The 18,345-nt window shown below is 68.1% G+C and carries 12 protein-coding genes and 1 pseudogene; 8 read left to right on the top strand and 5 right to left on the bottom strand.

From position 1 onward, the window contains the following. Together otsB and ACJ8AT_RS02955 are read left to right on the top strand one after the other, a co-directional pair. A partial coding sequence (otsB, locus tag ACJ8AT_RS02960) for a trehalose-phosphatase (RefSeq protein WP_407736002.1) occupies positions 1–1,122 on the top strand: 1,122 nt, incomplete at its 5' end. Positions 1,123–2,368: 1,246 nt separating this feature from the next. Further along, a complete protein-coding gene (locus ACJ8AT_RS02955; RefSeq protein WP_407736001.1) occupies positions 2,369–3,028 on the top strand; it encodes a M35 family metallo-endopeptidase in 660 nt (219 codons plus the stop codon). A gap of 16 nt (positions 3,029–3,044) precedes the next feature. Here the strand turns inward: ACJ8AT_RS02955 and ACJ8AT_RS02950 are convergent, their stop codons facing one another. The 3 genes from ACJ8AT_RS02950 to ACJ8AT_RS02940 form a co-directional block, all read right to left on the bottom strand. Beyond that, entirely contained in the window at positions 3,045–4,229 is a 1,185-nt protein-coding gene (locus ACJ8AT_RS02950) for a hypothetical protein (protein WP_407736000.1), read from the bottom strand. 141 nt (positions 4,230–4,370) lie between these two features. Further along, positions 4,371–5,675 (bottom strand): hypothetical protein, encoded by a 1,305-nt coding sequence (locus ACJ8AT_RS02945; RefSeq protein WP_407735999.1) that lies wholly within the window; start codon positions 5,673–5,675, stop codon positions 4,371–4,373. 15 nt (positions 5,676–5,690) lie between these two features. After that, positions 5,691–6,329, bottom strand: a complete 639-nt coding sequence (locus tag ACJ8AT_RS02940) for a hypothetical protein (RefSeq protein WP_407735998.1) — start codon at positions 6,327–6,329, stop codon at positions 5,691–5,693. A 357-nt stretch (positions 6,330–6,686) separates the two neighbouring features. Here ACJ8AT_RS02940 and ACJ8AT_RS02935 point away from each other — a divergent pair, with 357 nt between their 5' ends. Continuing rightward, complete coding sequence (locus ACJ8AT_RS02935; RefSeq protein WP_407735997.1) at positions 6,687–8,819, top strand: ATP-binding protein; 2,133 nt, start codon at positions 6,687–6,689, stop codon at positions 8,817–8,819. 71 nt (positions 8,820–8,890) lie between these two features. On the opposite strand, the gene ACJ8AT_RS02930 is transcribed toward ACJ8AT_RS02935, so the two are convergent. Next, positions 8,891–9,049 carry a hypothetical protein gene (locus ACJ8AT_RS02930; RefSeq protein ID WP_407735996.1) on the bottom strand — a complete coding sequence of 53 codons (159 nt, stop codon included), beginning with the start codon at positions 9,047–9,049 and terminating at the stop codon, positions 8,891–8,893. A 445-nt stretch (positions 9,050–9,494) separates the two neighbouring features. On the opposite strand from ACJ8AT_RS02930, the gene ACJ8AT_RS02925 reads away from it, so the two are divergent. Further along, entirely contained in the window at positions 9,495–12,476 is a 2,982-nt protein-coding gene (locus ACJ8AT_RS02925; RefSeq protein ID WP_407735995.1) for a CHAT domain-containing tetratricopeptide repeat protein, read from the top strand. A gap of 20 nt (positions 12,477–12,496) precedes the next feature. Here ACJ8AT_RS02925 and ACJ8AT_RS02920 read toward each other — a convergent pair whose 3' ends face one another. Further along, complete coding sequence (locus ACJ8AT_RS02920; RefSeq protein ID WP_407735994.1) at positions 12,497–14,200, bottom strand: hypothetical protein; 1,704 nt, start codon at positions 14,198–14,200, stop codon at positions 12,497–12,499. A 504-nt stretch (positions 14,201–14,704) separates the two neighbouring features. Between ACJ8AT_RS02920 and ACJ8AT_RS02915 the strand changes: the two genes are divergently transcribed. The 4 genes and pseudogenes from ACJ8AT_RS02915 to ACJ8AT_RS02900 form a co-directional block, all read left to right on the top strand. Further along, positions 14,705–15,772, top strand: a complete 1,068-nt coding sequence (locus ACJ8AT_RS02915) for a hypothetical protein (protein ID WP_407735993.1) — start codon at positions 14,705–14,707, stop codon at positions 15,770–15,772. Between the two features lie 28 nt (positions 15,773–15,800). After that, positions 15,801–16,115 (top strand): DUF2277 domain-containing protein, encoded by a 315-nt coding sequence (locus tag ACJ8AT_RS02910; protein WP_407735992.1) that lies wholly within the window; start codon positions 15,801–15,803, stop codon positions 16,113–16,115. 94 nt (positions 16,116–16,209) lie between these two features. Then, positions 16,210–18,060: an NAD(P)/FAD-dependent oxidoreductase gene (locus tag ACJ8AT_RS02905; protein ID WP_407735991.1), complete on the top strand. Its 1,851-nt coding sequence runs from the start codon at positions 16,210–16,212 to the stop codon at positions 18,058–18,060. Between the two features lie 85 nt (positions 18,061–18,145). Beyond that, positions 18,146–18,345: pseudogene (locus ACJ8AT_RS02900) on the top strand (hypothetical protein); the annotation flags it as partial.

Raw genomic sequence — 18,345 nt, 5'->3', positions numbered from 1 at the left:
TTCAACGAGCGGCAGCTCGCGGCGCTGTACCGCGCCGCGGATGTGATGCTCGTCACGCCCATCCGGGACGGGATGAACCTGGTGGCCAAGGAGTTCTGCGCGGCGCGGCCGGATGAGGACGGGGTGCTGCTGCTGAGCGAGTTCGCCGGGGCCGCCACCGAGCTGCACGACGCCGTCATGGTCAACCCCTACGACGTGGAGGGCCTGGCGGACTCCATCCAGCAAGCGCTGAACATGCCGGTGGAGGAGCGCCGCAAGCGGATGCAGCGCCTGCGCGCGCAGGTGAAGGCGCGCGACGTGCACTGGTGGGTGAGCCATTTCCTGGACGCGCTCCAGGCCGTGCCGATCGTGAGCGTGAAGGAGACGCCGGGAGCGCCGGAGGTCATCACCCGGCTGAAGGAGGCCCGTCGGCGCATCCTGCTGCTGGACTATGACGGGACGCTGGTGGGGTTCGCGCCTCGGCCGGAGCTGGCCATGCCGGATCCGGAGCTGAAGCTGCTCCTGCAGCGGGTGGCGGCGTTGCCCAACACCTCGGTGCACATCGTCAGCGGGCGGCTCCGGCAGACGCTGCAGGCGTGGCTGGGGGAGCTGCCCGTGGGGCTCCATGCCGAGCATGGTCTGTGGTCTCGGCCGTCGCCCGGGGCGCAGTGGAAGATGCTGGAGGGGATCTCTCCTGAGTGGAAGGCCCAGGCGCGCCCGCTGCTGGACATGTTCACCTCGCGGGTGCCGGGCTCGTTCGTGGAGGAGAAGACGGCCTCGCTCGCGTGGCACTACCGGCAGGTGGATCCCGGCTACGGCTCGTGGCAGGCGCGCGAGCTGCGCTTGAAGCTGTGCGAGGTGCTGGCCGGCAGCCACCTGGAGGTGCTGCCCGGGGACAAGGTGGTGGAGGTGCGCCCGCGAGGTGTCCACAAGGGGCGGATGGTGGCCCAGGTCCTGGAGGGCATGGCGCCTGGGACGCTCGTGGCGGCCTTCGGAGATGACCGCACGGATGAGGATTTGTTCGCCGCGCTGCCGGAGGGAGCGCTCTCCATCCACGCGAACGGCAAGCCCTCGCGCGCCGCGTACCGGGTGAACGGTCCGGCCGAGGTGCGCAAGGTGCTCGCCGCGTTGCTGGAGCCGTGAATCTGGCAGTCAGCGCGCTGGAGGCAGCAGCATGGCTGGGCTCCAGTGGTACGCTTGGTTTCTGCCGACTATAGTCGGCAGAGCGGACCTTGTTGCCATGGAGAGTGAGCGCGGCCGCAGGAGGCTGAAGGGATGTCCAGAGTCATGCGGCCATGGATGTGGATTGTCCCTGCGCTAGTGGGGTGTGCGACTGCTCCTGAGCCAGTCCAGGAGTCACGCTATGGCATCAAGGAGGACGGCACTGTTTGGGTGAATGGGCCTTGGGACGCGATCCAATCATCCTCAGATGTAGATGAGGTGATCGATCAGCTCTGTCCGGCCGTGACGCAACTTCCCCGTGCAACCGCTGGGGATTACGGCCAAGAGTATTGCGGCCTCCTCTACCTGATGCCTGACGGCAAATATTATGCGAGCTACGCCGCTCCCATAGGGAAGTCGCTTGTCACCCGACGACCTGCTCACCAAGAATCAGCGGTTCTCGATTCGAGTCCAATTCGACACGGGCTGCCATGTTCTCAAGTACGTTCCTTTTCAGAAAGAAAATCGACCCGGCGAGCTATACGAACGCCGAGGCAAGGAATGGCGCCTCGTGGGGATAGTCAAGCCAGAGAATAAGGCAATCGGTAAGGTGACGGGGGTGGTGCCATGAGCAAACAGCCTGCTCGAGCATGGCTTGTTCTCTTGCTCGCTTTGAACTCGTGTGCGCTCTTCAAGAGGCCTCCTCGGCCTGTGTATGCACCTCCAGCAGAAGCAACCAAGGTCGAATTTCCTCTCGTCGTTCCCGAAAATGCTGTCACCTTCGATGGGGTCACTCTCCGCGCCATCAATCTGGCGTTCGAGGACTTTCTGCCCTGGGATCGCGAGCCCCCTCGGGGAACGCCTCTGGAGGATGGCTGTTTCTATCAGCGCGACTCTTATGACGTCATGGCTTGGCACGGGAATGAAGGCGTGGTGTTCGTCAGCATCTTCCTGAGACCGGAGACATGTGATCGTAGCCCCTCACCCTTGCTGGATGTAGGGGCGCGCTATGCGGTGGACACCCACGCGTGGCGCATCCTGGCCACTCAGCGGTAGGGCTGGCTCGCATCGGGCCGCGCCTGCTCGGAGCGCTGGCCCGTGCAACGGAGGCTCCGCGGAAGCGCTGGGCGCAGGGGAGACAATGGAAGGGGGGGGCTCTCTCCATCGGGAGCCTCGTCGGGGTGGGGGTGCTCCCATGCTACGGCAGGGGCATGGTAAACTCTCGGGCATGAGAATCGACCGCACGACGCTGCTCCGGACGAAGCCGCGCATCCTCGCCCAAGGCGCAACCAACCAGATCGCGGACGCGTGCATCGAGGACGTGCAGACCCACTTCACCCAGCTCCACGAAGACGTCAAGAGCATGGAGGCCCACCTCACGGCGCCGCTCAACCAGGACATCGCCAACCGGATGAAGTGGGCGTTCGGCGACGACTCGTGGGCCACCGCCAAGAAGGTGAAGGCGCACGTGATCACGATGCGCAAGGTCATCGAGCGGGCCGCGAGCCTCACGGTCACCTACTCGTCGGTGTTGGGCGACAACCCGAACGTCTACGCGCACGTCTACCCGCACAACCTCAATCCCATGATGGCGGGCAGCCTGTTCATCTACATGGACTGGCGCTACACCATCAAAGAGGAGGACGAGCTCGACAACCGCTACCTCACCCTGGTGCACGAGTTCAGCCACCTCGCCTGCAAGACGAAGGACTACCAGTACGTGCCCAAGTGGTCGGCGGCGCAGCAACTGGCCGGCAATCGCGGCCAGTGCATCGGCCCGTACGCCGCCGAGGACTTCGATGTCGACAAGGCCGTCGACAATGCCGACAGCTACGGATACTTCTTCGCGGCCACGTTCGCGCGTGCCGGGGGGTGCACCCACCCGTAGTCAGGAACTTCCCCCTTCACTGGGCCGCCGTCTCGGATAGCAGCCACACGTTGAGGGCGGCATTGCCATAGAACTGGGTGTTGCGCCCCACCATGTGCGTCTCGAGCCGGCGTTGGAGGTGGACGCTGTAGCGGCCCAGCTTCATGAAGCCATCGTTGAACCAGCCATTGCCCTTGCCCGAGCCATCGACGTACTCCGCATACTGCCCGGCCGCGGGCCAGATGACGGTGTCGAGCGTCTGGGCGAGCGCGCGGACATCCTCGTCCGTCCACTCCTGATTCAAATCCTTCACCCCGCTCACATCGTGGGCCTCGACGATGAAGGCCACCACGCCGTTGCCGTGGGACACATCCTGGCCCGGGCGGGAGGAGGAGCCCCACGCGTCGTTCCAGAAGAGGGTCTGTGCATGAGCGGCGGGGGCGCTCAGTTGCCGGCGCAGGGACGAGTCGTGATTCGGCAGGCTCTCGTTGATGTTCTGGAAGACCTCCAGGTACCGCGCCCGGCGCGTCTCGTCGGCCGTCATGAGCGCCAGGTTCAGGGCGATCGCCGCCCAGTGCGAGGCCATGTGCGTGTTCTCGCGGTAGATGTAGCTGTTCGGCCCTCGCACGAACCACTTCTCGAAGATGTCCTTCTCCGAGAACTCCAACAGTTGGAGATAGGGCTTGCGGTAGTGAGGGTCGTCATAGAGCGCGGGCGTCTCACGGATGACGCGCAGCAGGCGCGTGACATAGCGCCAGCAATAGCTCTCGTTCAGCGCGACCTCCTGGCCCAGCGTCGCGGGATCCTCGGAGGCCCAGCCTCGGTAGGTGTCCTGGAATTGGCTCCGGGGGAGTGACCAGGAATCCCGGGCGGTGTCGATGGCCAGGGTGGTGTAGAGCAGGGCCCGGTCCAGGTATTGGAGGTTCCCCGTGGCTCGGTACATGGCCGTGTTGCCATCAATCCCGTAGGCCAGGTTGTAGAGCTGCGCGCTGTCCCCCGAGCTGCTCTCGGGCAGGAAGTACGCGTCGTGCTCGGCGTCCCAACGGTCCAGGAAGAGCTGCTCCCAGGCCTCCACCGAGCGCAGCCCCTGGGGCGAGGGAGTGGTGGGAGTCATCGAGATCACCGCGAGCTGGGGACCACAGGCCGCGACGAGCAGCGAGCACAGCAACCCCAGCGCGTACCCGCGAGAGCCACGGCCCATCCGGCAAGAGCAGTCCAACATGGTGGGTGTCCTGGAAGGAGAACCGGCACATGCCTGGACTCAGACTCTTATGGGAAATGCGGGAGCGGCCTCACTGGCCGGGAGAGGTGTGGTTGTGTTGGATTCCGGCGCGCGGCTCCGACTCGGGGAGGGGCCGCTCCCCTAGTGCTTGTGGGAGGCGCTCCAGTCCGCGGGTTTCTCCGCGCTCCCGTTGCTGGCGCTGCTCGGGGAGCGTGAGGCGCCATCGCCCGAGGGCGGCGCGTGGGTGATGACCTGGGCGGCCATCAGCGTCTGCACCACCCGCAGCACGTCATCCGAGCCGGTGGCCATGGCGCTCTGCCCGCCGCTCGGGCCCGCCGAGCCGAAGTTGACGAACTGGCTGTTGGACAGCGCCCCGGCCACCGCTCGCGTCAACTCCGGGGCCAGCTCCAGCCGCCGCAGATCCAGGTACACCTGGCCCGCCTCCAGCAGCGCCTGCGCCTTCATGCGGATGGCGTCCGACTCGGCCTCGGCCACCCGGCGGATGCGCGAGGCCTGGGCCCGGCCCTCGGCCTCCATGGCGATGACGTTCTGGTCCGCGTCCGCCTGGGCCTGGGTGATCTGCATCGCGCCCAGCTCGGCCTGACGCAGCTCGCGGATCACCGCCTGGCGCTCGGCCTCGGCGCGGGCAATGGCCGCTCCGTTGGAGGCGATCTGCGTCTTCAGGGCGCGCTCCTGATCGTTCACCTTCTGCGCGGCCTCGAGCTGGGCGATCTTCGACCGCTGCTCCTCGCGCGCCTGCACCACGTCCGCGCTGGCCTTGGCGCGCGCCGCGGACTCGCGCCGCCGGGCATCGGCCACCTCGCTCAGCACGGCCTTGATGTTGAGGCTGTTGAAGGACAGCCCCAGGTCCAGCAGCTCGCGGGAGCAGGCCTCCTTGATGATGACCGCCAGCTCATCGTCCTCGCCGTGGGCCACCAGCGCCTCCTTCTCCTTGAGCGGAGCCAGGGCGGCGGGCGCGGCGGTGCGCGAGTTGAAGAGCTGATCGTGCTTGAGCAGGTTGATGGCGCGCCGTCCCGCCGAGGACAGCACATCGGTGAGCGTGGAGAGCTGCTCGTCCTCGGCCTTGGAGAAGAACTTGTTGGCGGCGGTGTTCACCATGCTGTCCTCCTCGCCGACGCTCACGATGGCCGAGGCCTTGACGGTGACCTTCACCGGGGCGGGCACGCCCGTCGAGTCCATGTCCGCGGTCTGATCCGTGATGTCGATGTCCACGTTGATGGCGGAGGCGGGGATGACGCGGCTCACGGTGAGGATGGGAATCACCAGCGCCTTGCAGGGCCCCCGGTAGATGCGGAGCTTGCCGTTGAGCCAGCTCACCAGGCGGATCTCTCCGGCCTCCACATCGCGGAGAAAGGTGCTGACGATGATGGGGGTGAGGAGGATGACGCCCAGCGTGACGACGGCTGCGATGACCAGTGCACTCATGGCAAGCTCCTTGACTCACAACAGAGAGACGATGACGCGCTCGTGTTCGGGGTCGATCTCTTCGATGCGAAGGGTGTCGCCGACGCGGACGGGCAGCAGGGGCTGGCCCTCGGAGAGCCGGGCGCTGAGCTGAATGCTGCGGCCATCCCGGATGACCTGCACCAGCCCCTTGCCATTGCGGAAGGGCGTCACGGCGCGCGCTTCCTCCATCAGCAGCGACGGCAGCGGCGAGCTGGGCTGCCCCTGGAACTGGAATGCCAGCTTCCACAGGGGAGCGAGCAGGAAGTGCTCCACGAGCAGCGCGGGGAGCAACGCCAGGAGGGCGGCGAGCCAGAGGGAGGCGAAGGTCAGCGCCAGCAGATTGCCGAAGGCGCCGTAGAGCGCCAGCACGCTGAAGATGAGGCGGGGCGTGGGAACGAAGCGCAGGAGGCCGTGGCCCGAGTCGCTCGTGTGCCCCGAGTGACTGCTGGCGTGAGCACCGGGGTGGGGCGCCAGCGCATGGCCCGGGGCCGGCGCGTGCGGCATGGCGCCATGGGCGTGCGTGGCGTGCAAGCTGCCGGGGTGGCCCAGGTGCCCGTGATGGAACAGCCCGGGGACCGCCATGGTGCCCAGTCCCACCAGCCCCACGCACATCACGATGAGGAAGAAGAGCATGCGTCACCCGGTCCTGAGCGGAACGGACTGTCTCTTCCGTAAAACACCCATGGACGCCCCCCTCTGGCCACGAAATGTAGGGCTCGGGTGCCCAAGGGGAACCTGGGCGAGGGGACGAGGTGTCGGGAGTTCGACCACTGAGGCTTGCGCTGTGTCAGCCCAGCCAGGGTTTCGCCCGGCCCCCACGCTGCCGGCCTATGACCAGCGGAAGACCCTCGTGGGGGGCAGTACCGGGGTGCCTATCTTTGGCTGGGCGCCTCTTCACCGCCGAGAGCCGGAGCGACCATGGGAGCGCACGCAGGGTCGGCAACCATAGCGCGGCATCCACGACAGCCTGAAGAGAGCCGCCTGCGGCGCGTGGGCCTGCTCCTCCTCGAGGACCTGGCGATTGCCGCGGGCTACGTGCTGCTGGGCTGGTTCGGGCAGTACCTCCGGCTCGGGGGCCAGTTGATCCTTGTCTGGCCAGCAGGTGGCTTTGCTCTGGCGATGCTCCTGCTGCGTGGCACCTCGCGATGGCCCGCCATCCTGCTCGGCTCGGTGATCGTCACCCAACTCTGGGTCCTCGAGGGCGGTGGCAGCTCGCTCCTCCGAGGATACCTCCCCGCGCTGCTGGCGGGGCTGGGGCGTTCTCTCTCCGCCGTGGCGGGCGCCTACCTCATCCGCCGGCTCGTGGGGCCGGCTCGCTGGCCGTGCAGCTTGCGCGGTGTCATTGGCTTTGGACTCATCGCGGGCCTCCTCTATCCCGTGCTGGCCTCCGTCACCACGTACGCCACGCAACTGCTGGGCGGCCCGGCTGTGTCGCCTCCCTTCCGCTACCTCTGGGCCTGGTCCATCGCCAACAGCACGGGCACCCTGCTCGTCGCGCCGCTCCTCCTGGCGCTCACCGCACCGCCTTGCGGGCTCCCCTCTCGCTCACGCTGGGAAGCCGCCCTGCTCAGCGTGCTCCAACTGGGCGGCTATCTCGTGGCGTTCATCATCGCGCGAAAGCTCGTGTTGGGAGGGGTGATGGCCTATCCCGTGGCCCCCCTCATGCTCTGGGCCGCGCACCGGTTCGGCTCGCGGGGAGCCGTCCTCTCCAACCTGGCGTGGTCCAGCATGATTATCGCCGCCAGCCTCTCGCAGGTCGGTGAGACAGAGGTCGCGCGGGCCTTCTTCGAGGTCCAGATGAGGGTGGTGGTGATCAGCCTCATCTTCCTCTCCCTGGCCGCCGTCGTCGAAGAGCGCATTCAGATGCACGAGGCCCTGGAGAAGGAGCGCCAGGGGCTCGAGCAGCGAGTGCACGAGCGCACCCGTGAGCTCGCGCATTCCCTGTCTCTGCTGCACTCCTCGCTGGAGTCCACCGCCGATGGCCTGCTCGTCGTTGATCGCCTGGGGCGCATCACCGCCATGAACCAGCGCTTCGCCCAGTTATGGGGGATCCCCCGCTCCAGCCTCGAGAGCGGGGATGACACGCGGGCGCTGGCCGTCGCGCAAGACCAGGTGGCCGACCCCAAGGGCTTCCTCTCCCGCGTGGCGTACCTCTACGAACACCCCGAGCTGGAGAGCGAGGACGAGATCGCACTCAAGGACGGGCGCGTCTTCGAGCGCTTCTCCCGGCCCCAGCGGCTGGGAGAGGAGATCATCGGGCGGGTGTGGAGCTTTCGCGACGTCACCCTGCGGCGCCGCGCGGAGGCCGAGAGGGATCGTCTGCTCGTCGAGGAGAGCCGGGCCCGGCAGACCGCGGAGGAGGCCTCGCGGAAGGCCCACGAGGCGCTTGGGCTGCGTGACGAGTTCCTCGCCATCGCCGCCCACGAGATGAAGACCCCACTGACGTCCATGAAGGCGCAGGTCCAGCACCTGGAGCGGCTGCTGGCCCGCGAGCCCACCGGCAGCGGGCAGGACTCCCGGCTGCGGTCCGTGCTCGCCGCCACGTCACGCCAGCTGAGGCGGCTGCAGATCCTGGACGAGCAACTCCTGGACATCACCCGGCTGACCCTGGGCCGGCTCGAGCTGAGGTACGAGCCGCTCGACTTCCAGGAGTTCCTCCAGGAGCAGCTCGAGCAGAACGCGGAGGCTGCCTCGAAGGCCACCTCGGAGCTCAGGCTCGAGTGCGCTGGCCCGATTCCCGGCGCGTGGGATCGGCTCAGGCTGGAGCAGATCGTGGGCAACCTGATCTCCAACGCGATCAAGTTTGGGGCGGGCAAGCCCATCACGCTCCGGCTCGATGCGCGGGGGGACCGGGTGCGTCTCCAGGTCATCGACTCCGGCATCGGCATCGCCGTGGAGGATCACCGGCGAATCTTCGAGCGGCTGGAGCGCGCGGTCGACTCGCGACACTATGGCGGCTTGGGGATGGGGCTGTGGATCGTCCGGCAGAGCGTGGAGGCGCTCGGGGGTGACATCACCGTGGAGAGCGCCCCGGGCCAGGGCGCCACCTTCACCGTGGAGCTGCCGCGCATGCCCCAGGCCCCTTTCATTGAGGAAGAAGGGCATGCGGTCACCTGGTCCTGAGCGGAACGGACTGGCTCCTCCGTGAAATAACAAGGGGGGTGGCTGTGGCTCCAAGGAGAGGGAGCCCGCGGCTACTCGACATAGACCGCCAGGTTGCCGCTGCAGGCCTTGTTGGCGGCGCAGCCGATGCGGACCTGGTAGTAGCCAGCGGTGGGCACCGTGTAGACGAGCTCGGCCTGTAGCTCGCAGAAGTCCTTGTAGGGCGTGACCGCCGAGTCGCTGGCAGCCACCTGGGTGAAGACGCCCCCGTTGTTCTGGTAGAGCCGCGGGTACGTATCCCCCGAGGCCGTGGCGCCCGTGGCGTTGTAGGAACATGACCGCCTCGCCCGCGTGGAGGGTGATGAATTTGTTGGTGGAGGTCTTGGGATTCGTGCCGCTGTTGGTGTCGCTGGCCGCATAGTCAAACAAGGCCAGCTCTTGCTTGAGGGTATGGAGGCTCGAGGCTTCCTCAAGCGGGAGCTCATTGCCCCGCCATCCGAGGCACCATCGAATGTTGGACCCGTCCGACGTGTCGAACCACCGATTCCGACACGTCGGACGTGAGCGCAGCCACTGTCGACACGTCGGCTCGTAGCAAAGTCAGACTCGGGGCGGATCTCTTGCATGATTTCTCACGATGCTGGCTCTCATGGCCGGGGCCGCTTCAGCGGCCGCCCGTGGAAGTCAGGGGGAGTCATGCAGGTTCTCAAGTGGATGCTGGTGGGCATGCTTTGCTGCGGTGCAGCGGCGGCCGACGAGGGGCGGCTGGATGCGCGGCTTCAACAAGCGCAGGCAGCCTATGACGCGGCGACGAAGCTCCAGCAGGAGGGCCGGTACGCCGAGGCCCTGGTTCAGGGTGAGCAGGCGCTCGCGCTACGGGAGGCCGTGCTTGGCAGCACCCATCCCCAGGTCGCCTCCTGCCTGCACCTGCTCGGGACGCTGCACCAGCTCCGGGGGGACTATGAGCAGGCAGAGCCTCCGCTTCAGCGTGCGCTCCAGCTTCGAGATGCGCCAGTCAGCGATGATCCTCTGGCGCTCGCCGATTCGCTCAGCAGCCTGGCCAACCTCTACACGGAGCAGGGCTTCTTCGGCCGTGCCATGCCCCTGTACCAACGTGCGCTGGGCATTCGGGAGGCGACCCTGGGAGAGAACCATCCGGATGTTGCGGATTCGCTCAACGGCATGGCGCGCCTCGACGCGAAGCTGGGGGCGTACAGCCGAGCCGAGCCGCTGTACCAGCGCGCGCTGGCTATTCGCGAGGCGGCCCTGGGCAGTAACCACCCGCTGGTCGCCACCTCCCTGAACAACCTTGCCAACCTCTACCGGGAGCAGGGCTCGTACGGGCGCGCCGAGCCGCTGTACCAGCGCGCGCTGGCCATCCGCGAGGCGGCCCTGGGCAGCCACCATCCCCTGGTGGCCACCTCTCTCGACAACCTGGCCAACCTCTACCGGGACCAGGGCTTGTACGGCCGCGGCCAGCCGCTCGGTGAGCGCGCCCTCGCCATCAATGAAGCCGCCCTCGGTCCCAAGCACCCGGACGTCGCCCGGACCCTCGACATCCTGGCCAGCCTCTATGCGGATCAAGGCCTGTACAGCCGCGCCGAGCCTCTCTTCCGGCGTGCGCTGGCCATCCGGCAGGCGGCCCTGGGCAACCACCACCCCGACGTCGCCTATTCACTCACCAGCCTGGCGGGCCTCTACAAGGCCCAGGGGTTCTACGCGCGTGCCGAACCGCTCTATGAGCAGGCCCTCTCCATCCGGGAGGCCGCGCTCGGGCCCAGCCATGCCCTGGTCGCGGAGGCCCTCAACAACCTGGGCCAGCTCCGGCTCGCCCAGCAGCGCATGGAGGAGGCCCTGCCCCTGCTTCAGCGGGCGTTCACCATCTCCGAGCAGCGCCTGCGCCACGAGGCGCTGGACTTCTCCGAGTCCCGCCTGGACAGCTTCCTCCAGTTCCTCCGGGGGGATGAGGAGCAGCTGTACACCCTGCTGCGCGCTCATCCGGACAATGCTCAGGTGCAGCGCCTGGCGCTCACCGCCGTGCTCCTGCTCAAGGGCCGCTCCGTCGAGGAGGCGGCCGACACTTCCCGCACCATCTACCAGAGCCTCGGCGCGCAGGATCGCGGCACCTTCGAGCGCCTGCGCGACCTACGCACCCAGCTCTCCTCCCTGGCGCTGCAAGACCCGGGGGCGCTCGCCGCCACCGACTACCAGTCGCGGCTCAAGCAGCTCGATGCCCAGGGGGACGCGCTCGAGACGGACCTGGCCCGGCGCTCGGCTCCCTTGCGCGCGCTGACCGCGCTGCCGTCACCCTCGGAAGTGGTGGACCGTGTCGCCGCGGCCCTGCCCAAGGACAGCGCCCTGGTGGAGTTCGTCAGCTATCGGGAGCGCCCGCTGCTGCGCCCTCCGGGTGCGCCCGAGGCCTCGCAGCCGGGCCAGCTGCGCTACCTGGCGCTGGTGCTCTTCCCCGATGCTCGGATCCGCGCGAGCGATCTGGGCCCCGCCGAGCCGATGGAGCTCGCCGCCTCGCGCCTGCGCGATGCCCTGGCCCGCCGCGATGCCACCTTCCAAGCCTCTGCCCAGGCGCTCTACCAGATGGCCTTCCGGCCCCTGGAGCCGTTACTGGGGGGTACCCACCGCCTGTTCCTCTCGCCCGATGGCCAGCTGGGCTTGGTGCCCTTCGCGGCCTTGCACGACGGGAGCCAGTTCCTCGTGGACACCTACGATTTCACCTATCTCACCGCGGGCAAGGATCTGTTGTTTCGGACCCAGGACCGGGCGCTCTCGGGCTCTGTCGTCGTCCTGGCGGATCCGGACTTCCGGGCGCGCCTCCCGGAGCCGCAGGCCACACGAGGGGGAGCGCAGGAGTGGGACGAGCCCCCGCCCTCCCTGGAGCGCTTCTTCTCGACGCTGCGCGCGGACGTGGTGGAGCGTGCCTGGGCGCCGCTGCCGGGCACGCGCCAGGAGGCCGAGGCCATTCAGCGCCTGATCCCCCAAGCGCAGCTCTTCCTGGGCCCCGAGGCCACCAAGGAGCGGCTGCTGCGCCTGCCCAGCCCCCCCGGCGTGCTGCACTTGGCCACGCACGGCTTCTTCCTCGGAGATGCGCCCGCGCCCGAGGACTCGCGCGGCGTGGGCCACTTCGGTGCGCTGGCGGACGAGAACCTGGCGCCGCGCTCGGCCAATCCGTTGCTGCGCTCGGGCCTGGTCCTCGCGGGCGCGCGGGCCCCGGGGCCCCAGTCCTCGGGAGCTGAGCGGCCTCAGCTCGACAGCGCGTTGGTGACAGCCTTGGAGCTGGCCGGCCTGGACTTGTGGGGCACGCAGCTGGTGGTGCTGTCCGCCTGCGACACGGGGCGCGGGGAGGTGAAGCTGGGCCAGGGCGTGTACGGGCTGCGCCGGGCGCTGGTGGTGGCTGGAGCCGAGACGGTGGTGATGAGCCTGTGGAAAGTGAACGACAAGACGACGCGAGAGCTGATGGAGGCCTATTACCGCAACCTGCTGGCGGGGCAGGGCCGAGCCGCGGCGCTGCGGGAGGCGATGCGCACGCTGCGCCAGACCCAGCCCCACCCCCACTACTGGGCGCCCTTCATCGCCCTGGGCAGCGACGCCCCGTTGCACCTGTTCAAGCCTGGCCTCCAGAGCGCGCTCGGCGAAGCGGGAGCGGCTCGGCCAGCTCCGCGATGAGCTTGTCCATCGGTTGAGACTCACTCTCCGTGGGCCGGCGGGTGGGCGGCCGCGGCAACCAGGGGCCTGGCGGACGGGGGGGCCGCCTCGTTGGAGCTCTCACCGGTGCCCAACTGCTTGGCCAGCCGCTGCTGGGCGGCAGTCCACACCTGCTCGCTGTAGACGGCCGCCACGAAGCAGATGAGCAGGAGCAGGTGCGGATTGGGACAAGGGGGAGCACCCCCGGCGGACACCGACACCGTGGAGAGCCCTCCCTGGATGGCCAGGAAGACGACGATGGCCGCTGTCAGTCCGCGCACCACCACCCCCGCCAGTTGCCTCTCCGTCTGCGCCCGCGCGCTCTGCGGACGCAGGAAGCTGGCCACCACCGAGCCCAGGAGCCCGGCTCCGAGCATGCCAATGATGAGCGCGAGCTGGACGGACTCCGTCTGAACCAGCCAGCCGGCGATGGGCATGAGCGGCCCAATCGCCTCACCGAAGGCTCCGCGCTTGGGCACAGGCTTGAGCGATGCGACCTGGCACGCCTCCTGGGCCTGGATCAGCAGGTCTCGCAGGGCGTGCGTCACCTCGGGCTGCGGCGCCGCCTGCTCGAGCTGGGGGCCCAGGGTGGAGGCCCACTCGGCCCAGCCGGTCTCGCTGACGATGATCTGCCGCCGGCATTGATCCACGGCGGTCCGCAGCGCATGGCAGGCCTCCCCGTGCCAGGCGACAATGTCCAGAAACTGCTGCCGCTGCTCGCGCAGGCCATGCAGCGTGCTGCTGCTCACCCCATACTCCGTCAGCGCGTCCTGGGTCGCGCGGTGATAGCGGCTGTTGGAGAGCTCGAGCAGGCTCTTCCAGGTCGCCTGAAGCTGGGAGCGCGCTCCCAGGACGAAGTCGAGCTGCGCCTTGCCCGGCATGGGCCGCGCCGGCTGGGCCCGGTTCAGATGCCATTCCTGCTGGACTTGCTGTTGCTCGACCTCTTCCGCGAGCGCTGCGCCCGCGTCGCCGCTGCTCACATAGGGGTAGGGATCGCTCTCGAGCGTGAAGCCATCCTGGCTCGCTTCCAACCGCGCCTTGAGCCGCTCCTGGCTGAGCTCGGGGATGGGGGCGACGTCCTTGTCACTCATCTCGCAGACAGAGGTGATGGAGCCCACGCAGAGCGACAAACCCACCACCAGCAGGATGAGCAGCGACCATTGTCTGCTCCCCAGGCACAGCGTCTGGAAGCTCCAACGCCCATCCGCCTGTGCGGCACTCTGGGGCGGGGAGAAGGCTCGGAACCCCCGTGCGAGCGCGAACCACACGATGCAGAAGAACGCGAGCTGCACGTAGGGCAGCTCCTCCTGGAAGCACTGGAGCTCGTGCAGCATGTGAGAGGCGAGCAGCCGCAGGGTCTGGCTGGCGACATGGAGGGCCCTGGGCGGCGCTGTCTCCGTGAGCGGGGCGGAGTCACGACTCGCTGCCGGCGCACCCCCGAGCGTCTGAAGCGGTACGGCGATGATGGCCGCGTAGATCAACCTCAGGGGCACTTCGACGAAGCGCGGCGCCGAGCCCATGAAGAGCACCACCGCGCAGACAAAGGCCAGGGTCCGGATCCGCCCGGTGTCGAAGGAATCTCGCAGGCGCAACCACGAGGTGTACGCCCACTGAAACCCTAGACGCACCACCAGGAAGGACAGCGTGCTCCACAGCAGGCACAGCGCGACGTTCAGCAACGAAACCCAACAAGGCAGATTCAGCATTTTCCTGCACCTCCTGAGATCCAGACTGTTCTCAGAAAGACGGAAATACTGTGAACGCGCTCACGGGCTTCCTGTGAGGACGCTCACGGCCTCACGGCCGTCCTTCGAGCCGCACAGCGGCCCCTATGGCGCCACCGCCCGGCCCGCCGCTCCTCGGCGCTGCCTCCGCTCAAGACCTCAAGAGCGGAGGCAGCTCTGCAACGGATTGCAGCGTGAAGCGGGGCTCCGGGAGATGGGAGGGCAAAGGCAGGCGCTTGGGGTTGATCCAGCAGAAGTCCATGCCCGCATTCAACGAGCCCTGATGGGGCATTGAATACGAGCCCAGGGGCTTTGTATGAAAGCCACATGCCCCTCCTTGGCGCGCTGGCAGCACTGGTTCTCTGCTCCACTCCGGCGGCTCCACCGTCCCCCGCCGAACCCGCTCCGCATGCCTCGCGCCCCGCACCGGTCGAAGCGCGCGTCGCGCTACCGCAGAAGGAGGGACTCGGGCCGATCATCGCGTTCATGAACTACGACGCGAACGCCGGCATCGAGGTCAAACGCTGGAACGGCAGCGCATGGCAGGCGCTCGGCACACCTCGGGGTGAGTTCGTGCAGGCGGGGCAGCCTTCGCTGGCGCTCGCGCCGAACGGCCAACCCGCGTTGGCCTACATCGCCCAGACCCCAGGCGGCAGCCAGGTCTACTTCGAGCTTTGGGATGGCAAGCGGTGGCTCCAACTCGCGGGGTCGGCCCAAGGCGGCGGAGTGAGCGCCTCGGTGACGCAGCCCAGCGGCTATGGCGCCAGCCGCCCGTCGCTCGCATTCGATGGCCACGGTCGCCCGGTGATCGCCTGGCAGCACGCGGGCCTCGAGGATGGCGTGTGCTGCGACATTCACGTGCGCGTCCGCCTCTTCGATGACGGGCGGTGGTTGGACCTGGGCCGGCCCTCGTCGGGAACAGGGGCCCACACCGGCAGCGCGGGCGCACCGGTGCTCGTCGTCGACGGTCTGGGCGCTCCCCTCGTCTTCTGGAACAACCAGCGCAACGGAGGCGGCAGCGCTGTCTTTGGCAAGCGGTGGAATGGCTCGAAGTGGAGCGAGCTCGCCGGGTCGGCGACGAGGGGCGTGCCCGGCTCGAGCCAGAACGGGGATCCTTCGGCCGCGGTGGGCCCTGACGGCAATCCCGTTGTCGTCTGGCCGCTGTGCCCGGGAATCGCGGTCCAAGGCGCTCGATTCAACGACGGCTGGGAGCCTTTCGGCGAAGGCAAGGCGACCTGTGGCGGTCAGTCAGGCCTCGCGTTTCCGGTCACGGTCGACTCCCACAACCGCCCGGTGGCGGTATTCCTCGCGGGATCGGGGCCGCGAACGCTGCACGTACAGCGGTGGGAGGGCGGACGCCCGGTGGAACTCGGAGCGCTCGACGGGAAGGCGGATGCCGCGTCGATCGCCAGGCAGGGAGAGGACCTCGTCGTCGCGTGGTCCGATAACACCCGCGCTGTGTACGTGATGCGTTGGGACGGCACGGCCTGGGCGCCGCTGGGCAACCCCAGTGGACCCGGGCGCTTCGCACCCCCGGCGCTCGTGGCTCGGTGAGCCTCGGCGGCGTGATAGGATTCGGAGCATGTGCCGCAACATCAAGCTGCTCCATCACTTCGAGCCGCCCGCGACGCGGGAGGAGATTCGCGACTCCGCCCTGCAATACGTCCGGAAGCTGAGCGGGATGCAGTCCCCCTCGCGAGCCAACCGGGTGGCGTTCGAGCGCGCCGTGGAGGACATCACGGCCACCATGGCCCGGCTGCTGTCTTCACTCGATGCGAGTGGCCCCCCCCGGACGCGGGAGGGGGAGAAGCTCAAGGCGCTCGAGCGCGGACAGAAGCGAGAGCAGCAGATGCAGTCCCGCTTCCTCCGGAAGATGGGGCTGCCGCCCTCCTCGTGAGGGCCGGTTGCTCCCTGCCGGCGCCCGCCAATCCCGAGTCGACCCCCTTGAGCATAATCAGGGATAGTGGAGGGGTCTGAAGTCAGGAGCGCCCATGCCACGGACCGATCAGAAGCCGCTCATCAACCTCTCGCCAGGCCGGAAGGTCTTCTTCACCCTGGCCCTGCTCCTGACGCTGTTCCTCTTCTTCTCGGCGCTCTTCTTCTCCGTGTTCCTCACCAGTTGGCACCTCTCGCTCGGGGTGGCGCTCATCTGGGGAGGAATGCTGGCGGAGGTCAGAGCCCACAACCCGCTCGCCTTCTGGCTCCTGTTCGCCGGCCACGCGCTCTCGCTCGGCCTGGCGCTCGCGCTGGCCAGCCACCTCTTCCGCAAGGTGGCCATCCCCCGAGGAGCCCGGGTGGCGCTGCTCGCGGTGACGGCCGGCCTGGGCCTGCTGGATCTGGCGTGCTGGCTGTTGCTGCACACGCTGTCCTCGGCCCCCACGCTGCTGGGCTACGCCGTCGCGGCCGAGAGCCTGTGGCTGCTCTTCATCGCGGGGCGGCCCCTGAAGGAGATGTGGCTGTACACCCACTGGCGGGGACGTCCGGGGCGCCCGGTGCGCGTGGTCATTGTCGGTGGGGGCTTCGCGGGGCTCTATGCCGCCCTCGGGCTGGATCGCGCGCTCGGCTACCACAAGGGCCTGGAGATCGTCCTCATCGACAAGAAGAACTACTTCCTCTTCCCGCCGCTGCTGCCCAGCGTGGCCGCGGGCGCCATCGAGACCCGCCAGGTCACCTATCCCTTCCGGCGCATCTTCGAGGCCTCCAACGTCATCTTCAAGAAGGAGTGGGTGCGGTCGATTGATACCGAGCGCAAGGTGATCCACGCGCTGGCGGACGTGGACGCCGCCTCACAGGCGGGCGCGTCGCGCGCCGTCACCAGCGAGACGCTCTATGACTTCCTGGTGCTGGCGCCGGGCTCGGAGACCCAGACGTTCGGCACGCGCGGTGTGGTCCAGCACGCTTACTTCATGCGCGAGCTGGGCGATGCGGCGGCCGTCCGCAACCAGATCATCGACTGCTTCGAGCATGCCGCCCGCGAGGACGCCTCGCTGCGCCGCCGGGAGATGCTGCGCTTCGTGGTGGTGGGGGGAGGCCCCACGGGGGTGGAGCTGGCGTCGGAGATCCGGGATCTGTGCGGCCATATCCTGCTGCGCCGCTACCCGGAGATTGACCCCAGCGAGGTGGAGGTGGTGCTGGTGCAGTCCGCCAGTGACATCCTGCCGAGCTGGAACCCCTTCATCGTCCAGCGGGCTTCGCGGCAGTTGGAGCACCTGGGCATCCGGCTGCTGAAGGGGCGGCGCGTCACGGCGGTGGAGCCCTCCTCGGTGACGCTGGATGACGGGACCCGCCTGGAGACACGCACCTGCGTGTGGTGTGCCGGGGTGAAGCCCTCCGCGCTGCTGAAGGCGTCGGGGCTGCCGCTGCATGGCTCGGGGCGTGTGACGATCGGGCCGGACCTGCGCGTCCCGGGGTATGAGGACGTCTTCGTCCTGGGGGATGCGGCGCTCTGCGAGAGGGAGGGCCGGCCCTTGCCTCCCCTGGGGCAGGTGGCCTTCCAGCAGGGCAGCCACACCGCACGCAACATCGTCCGGTTGCTCAAGGGCCGCCAGCCCCGGCCGTTCCGGTACTTCAACTATGGCTCGCTCGTCTCGGTGGGGGAGCACTTCGCGGCCGTGGACTTGATGGGCGTGCGGATGGCTGGGTTCCTCGCGTGGATCATCTGGCGCACGCTCTATCTGGTGAAGCTCGTGGGCTTCTCCAACAAGCTGCGCGTGGTCATCGACTGGACGTTGGATCTGCTTGTGGAGCGCTCCATTTCGCAGATCCACGCGACGCGCCAGAACCTCGCCCTGGAGGAGCTGGCCGAGGCGGAGGCCGCAGAATCGAAGCAACCGGCGGCTTGAGGCGCCACACATACGGGCACCGGGCGTAGGCCGCGGGAGCCGTCGGCCCGGGACTTGCGATCAAGCCTCCGTGACGGAGGCATGAATGAGCATTCGAGCAGGCGCGCTGGGAGCAGGACTCGCGGTCATTTCATTACTCACGGTGGGTTGCGGTGACCGGACCCGGACAGTCGACCTGCGAGTGGATCCAGGGCCTGCGCCCTCGGAGGGCAACGAAGTTCCCTCGGATCCTCCTCCTGTTCCCTCGGTGGACTCCGGCACTCCCACGGCCTCCACGCCGGATCC

It is taken from the genome of Hyalangium sp., assembly GCF_045802625.1.
GTDB lineage: Bacteria > Myxococcota > Myxococcia > Myxococcales > Myxococcaceae > Hyalangium.
This window is presented reverse-complemented; position numbering and strand designations above follow the sequence as displayed.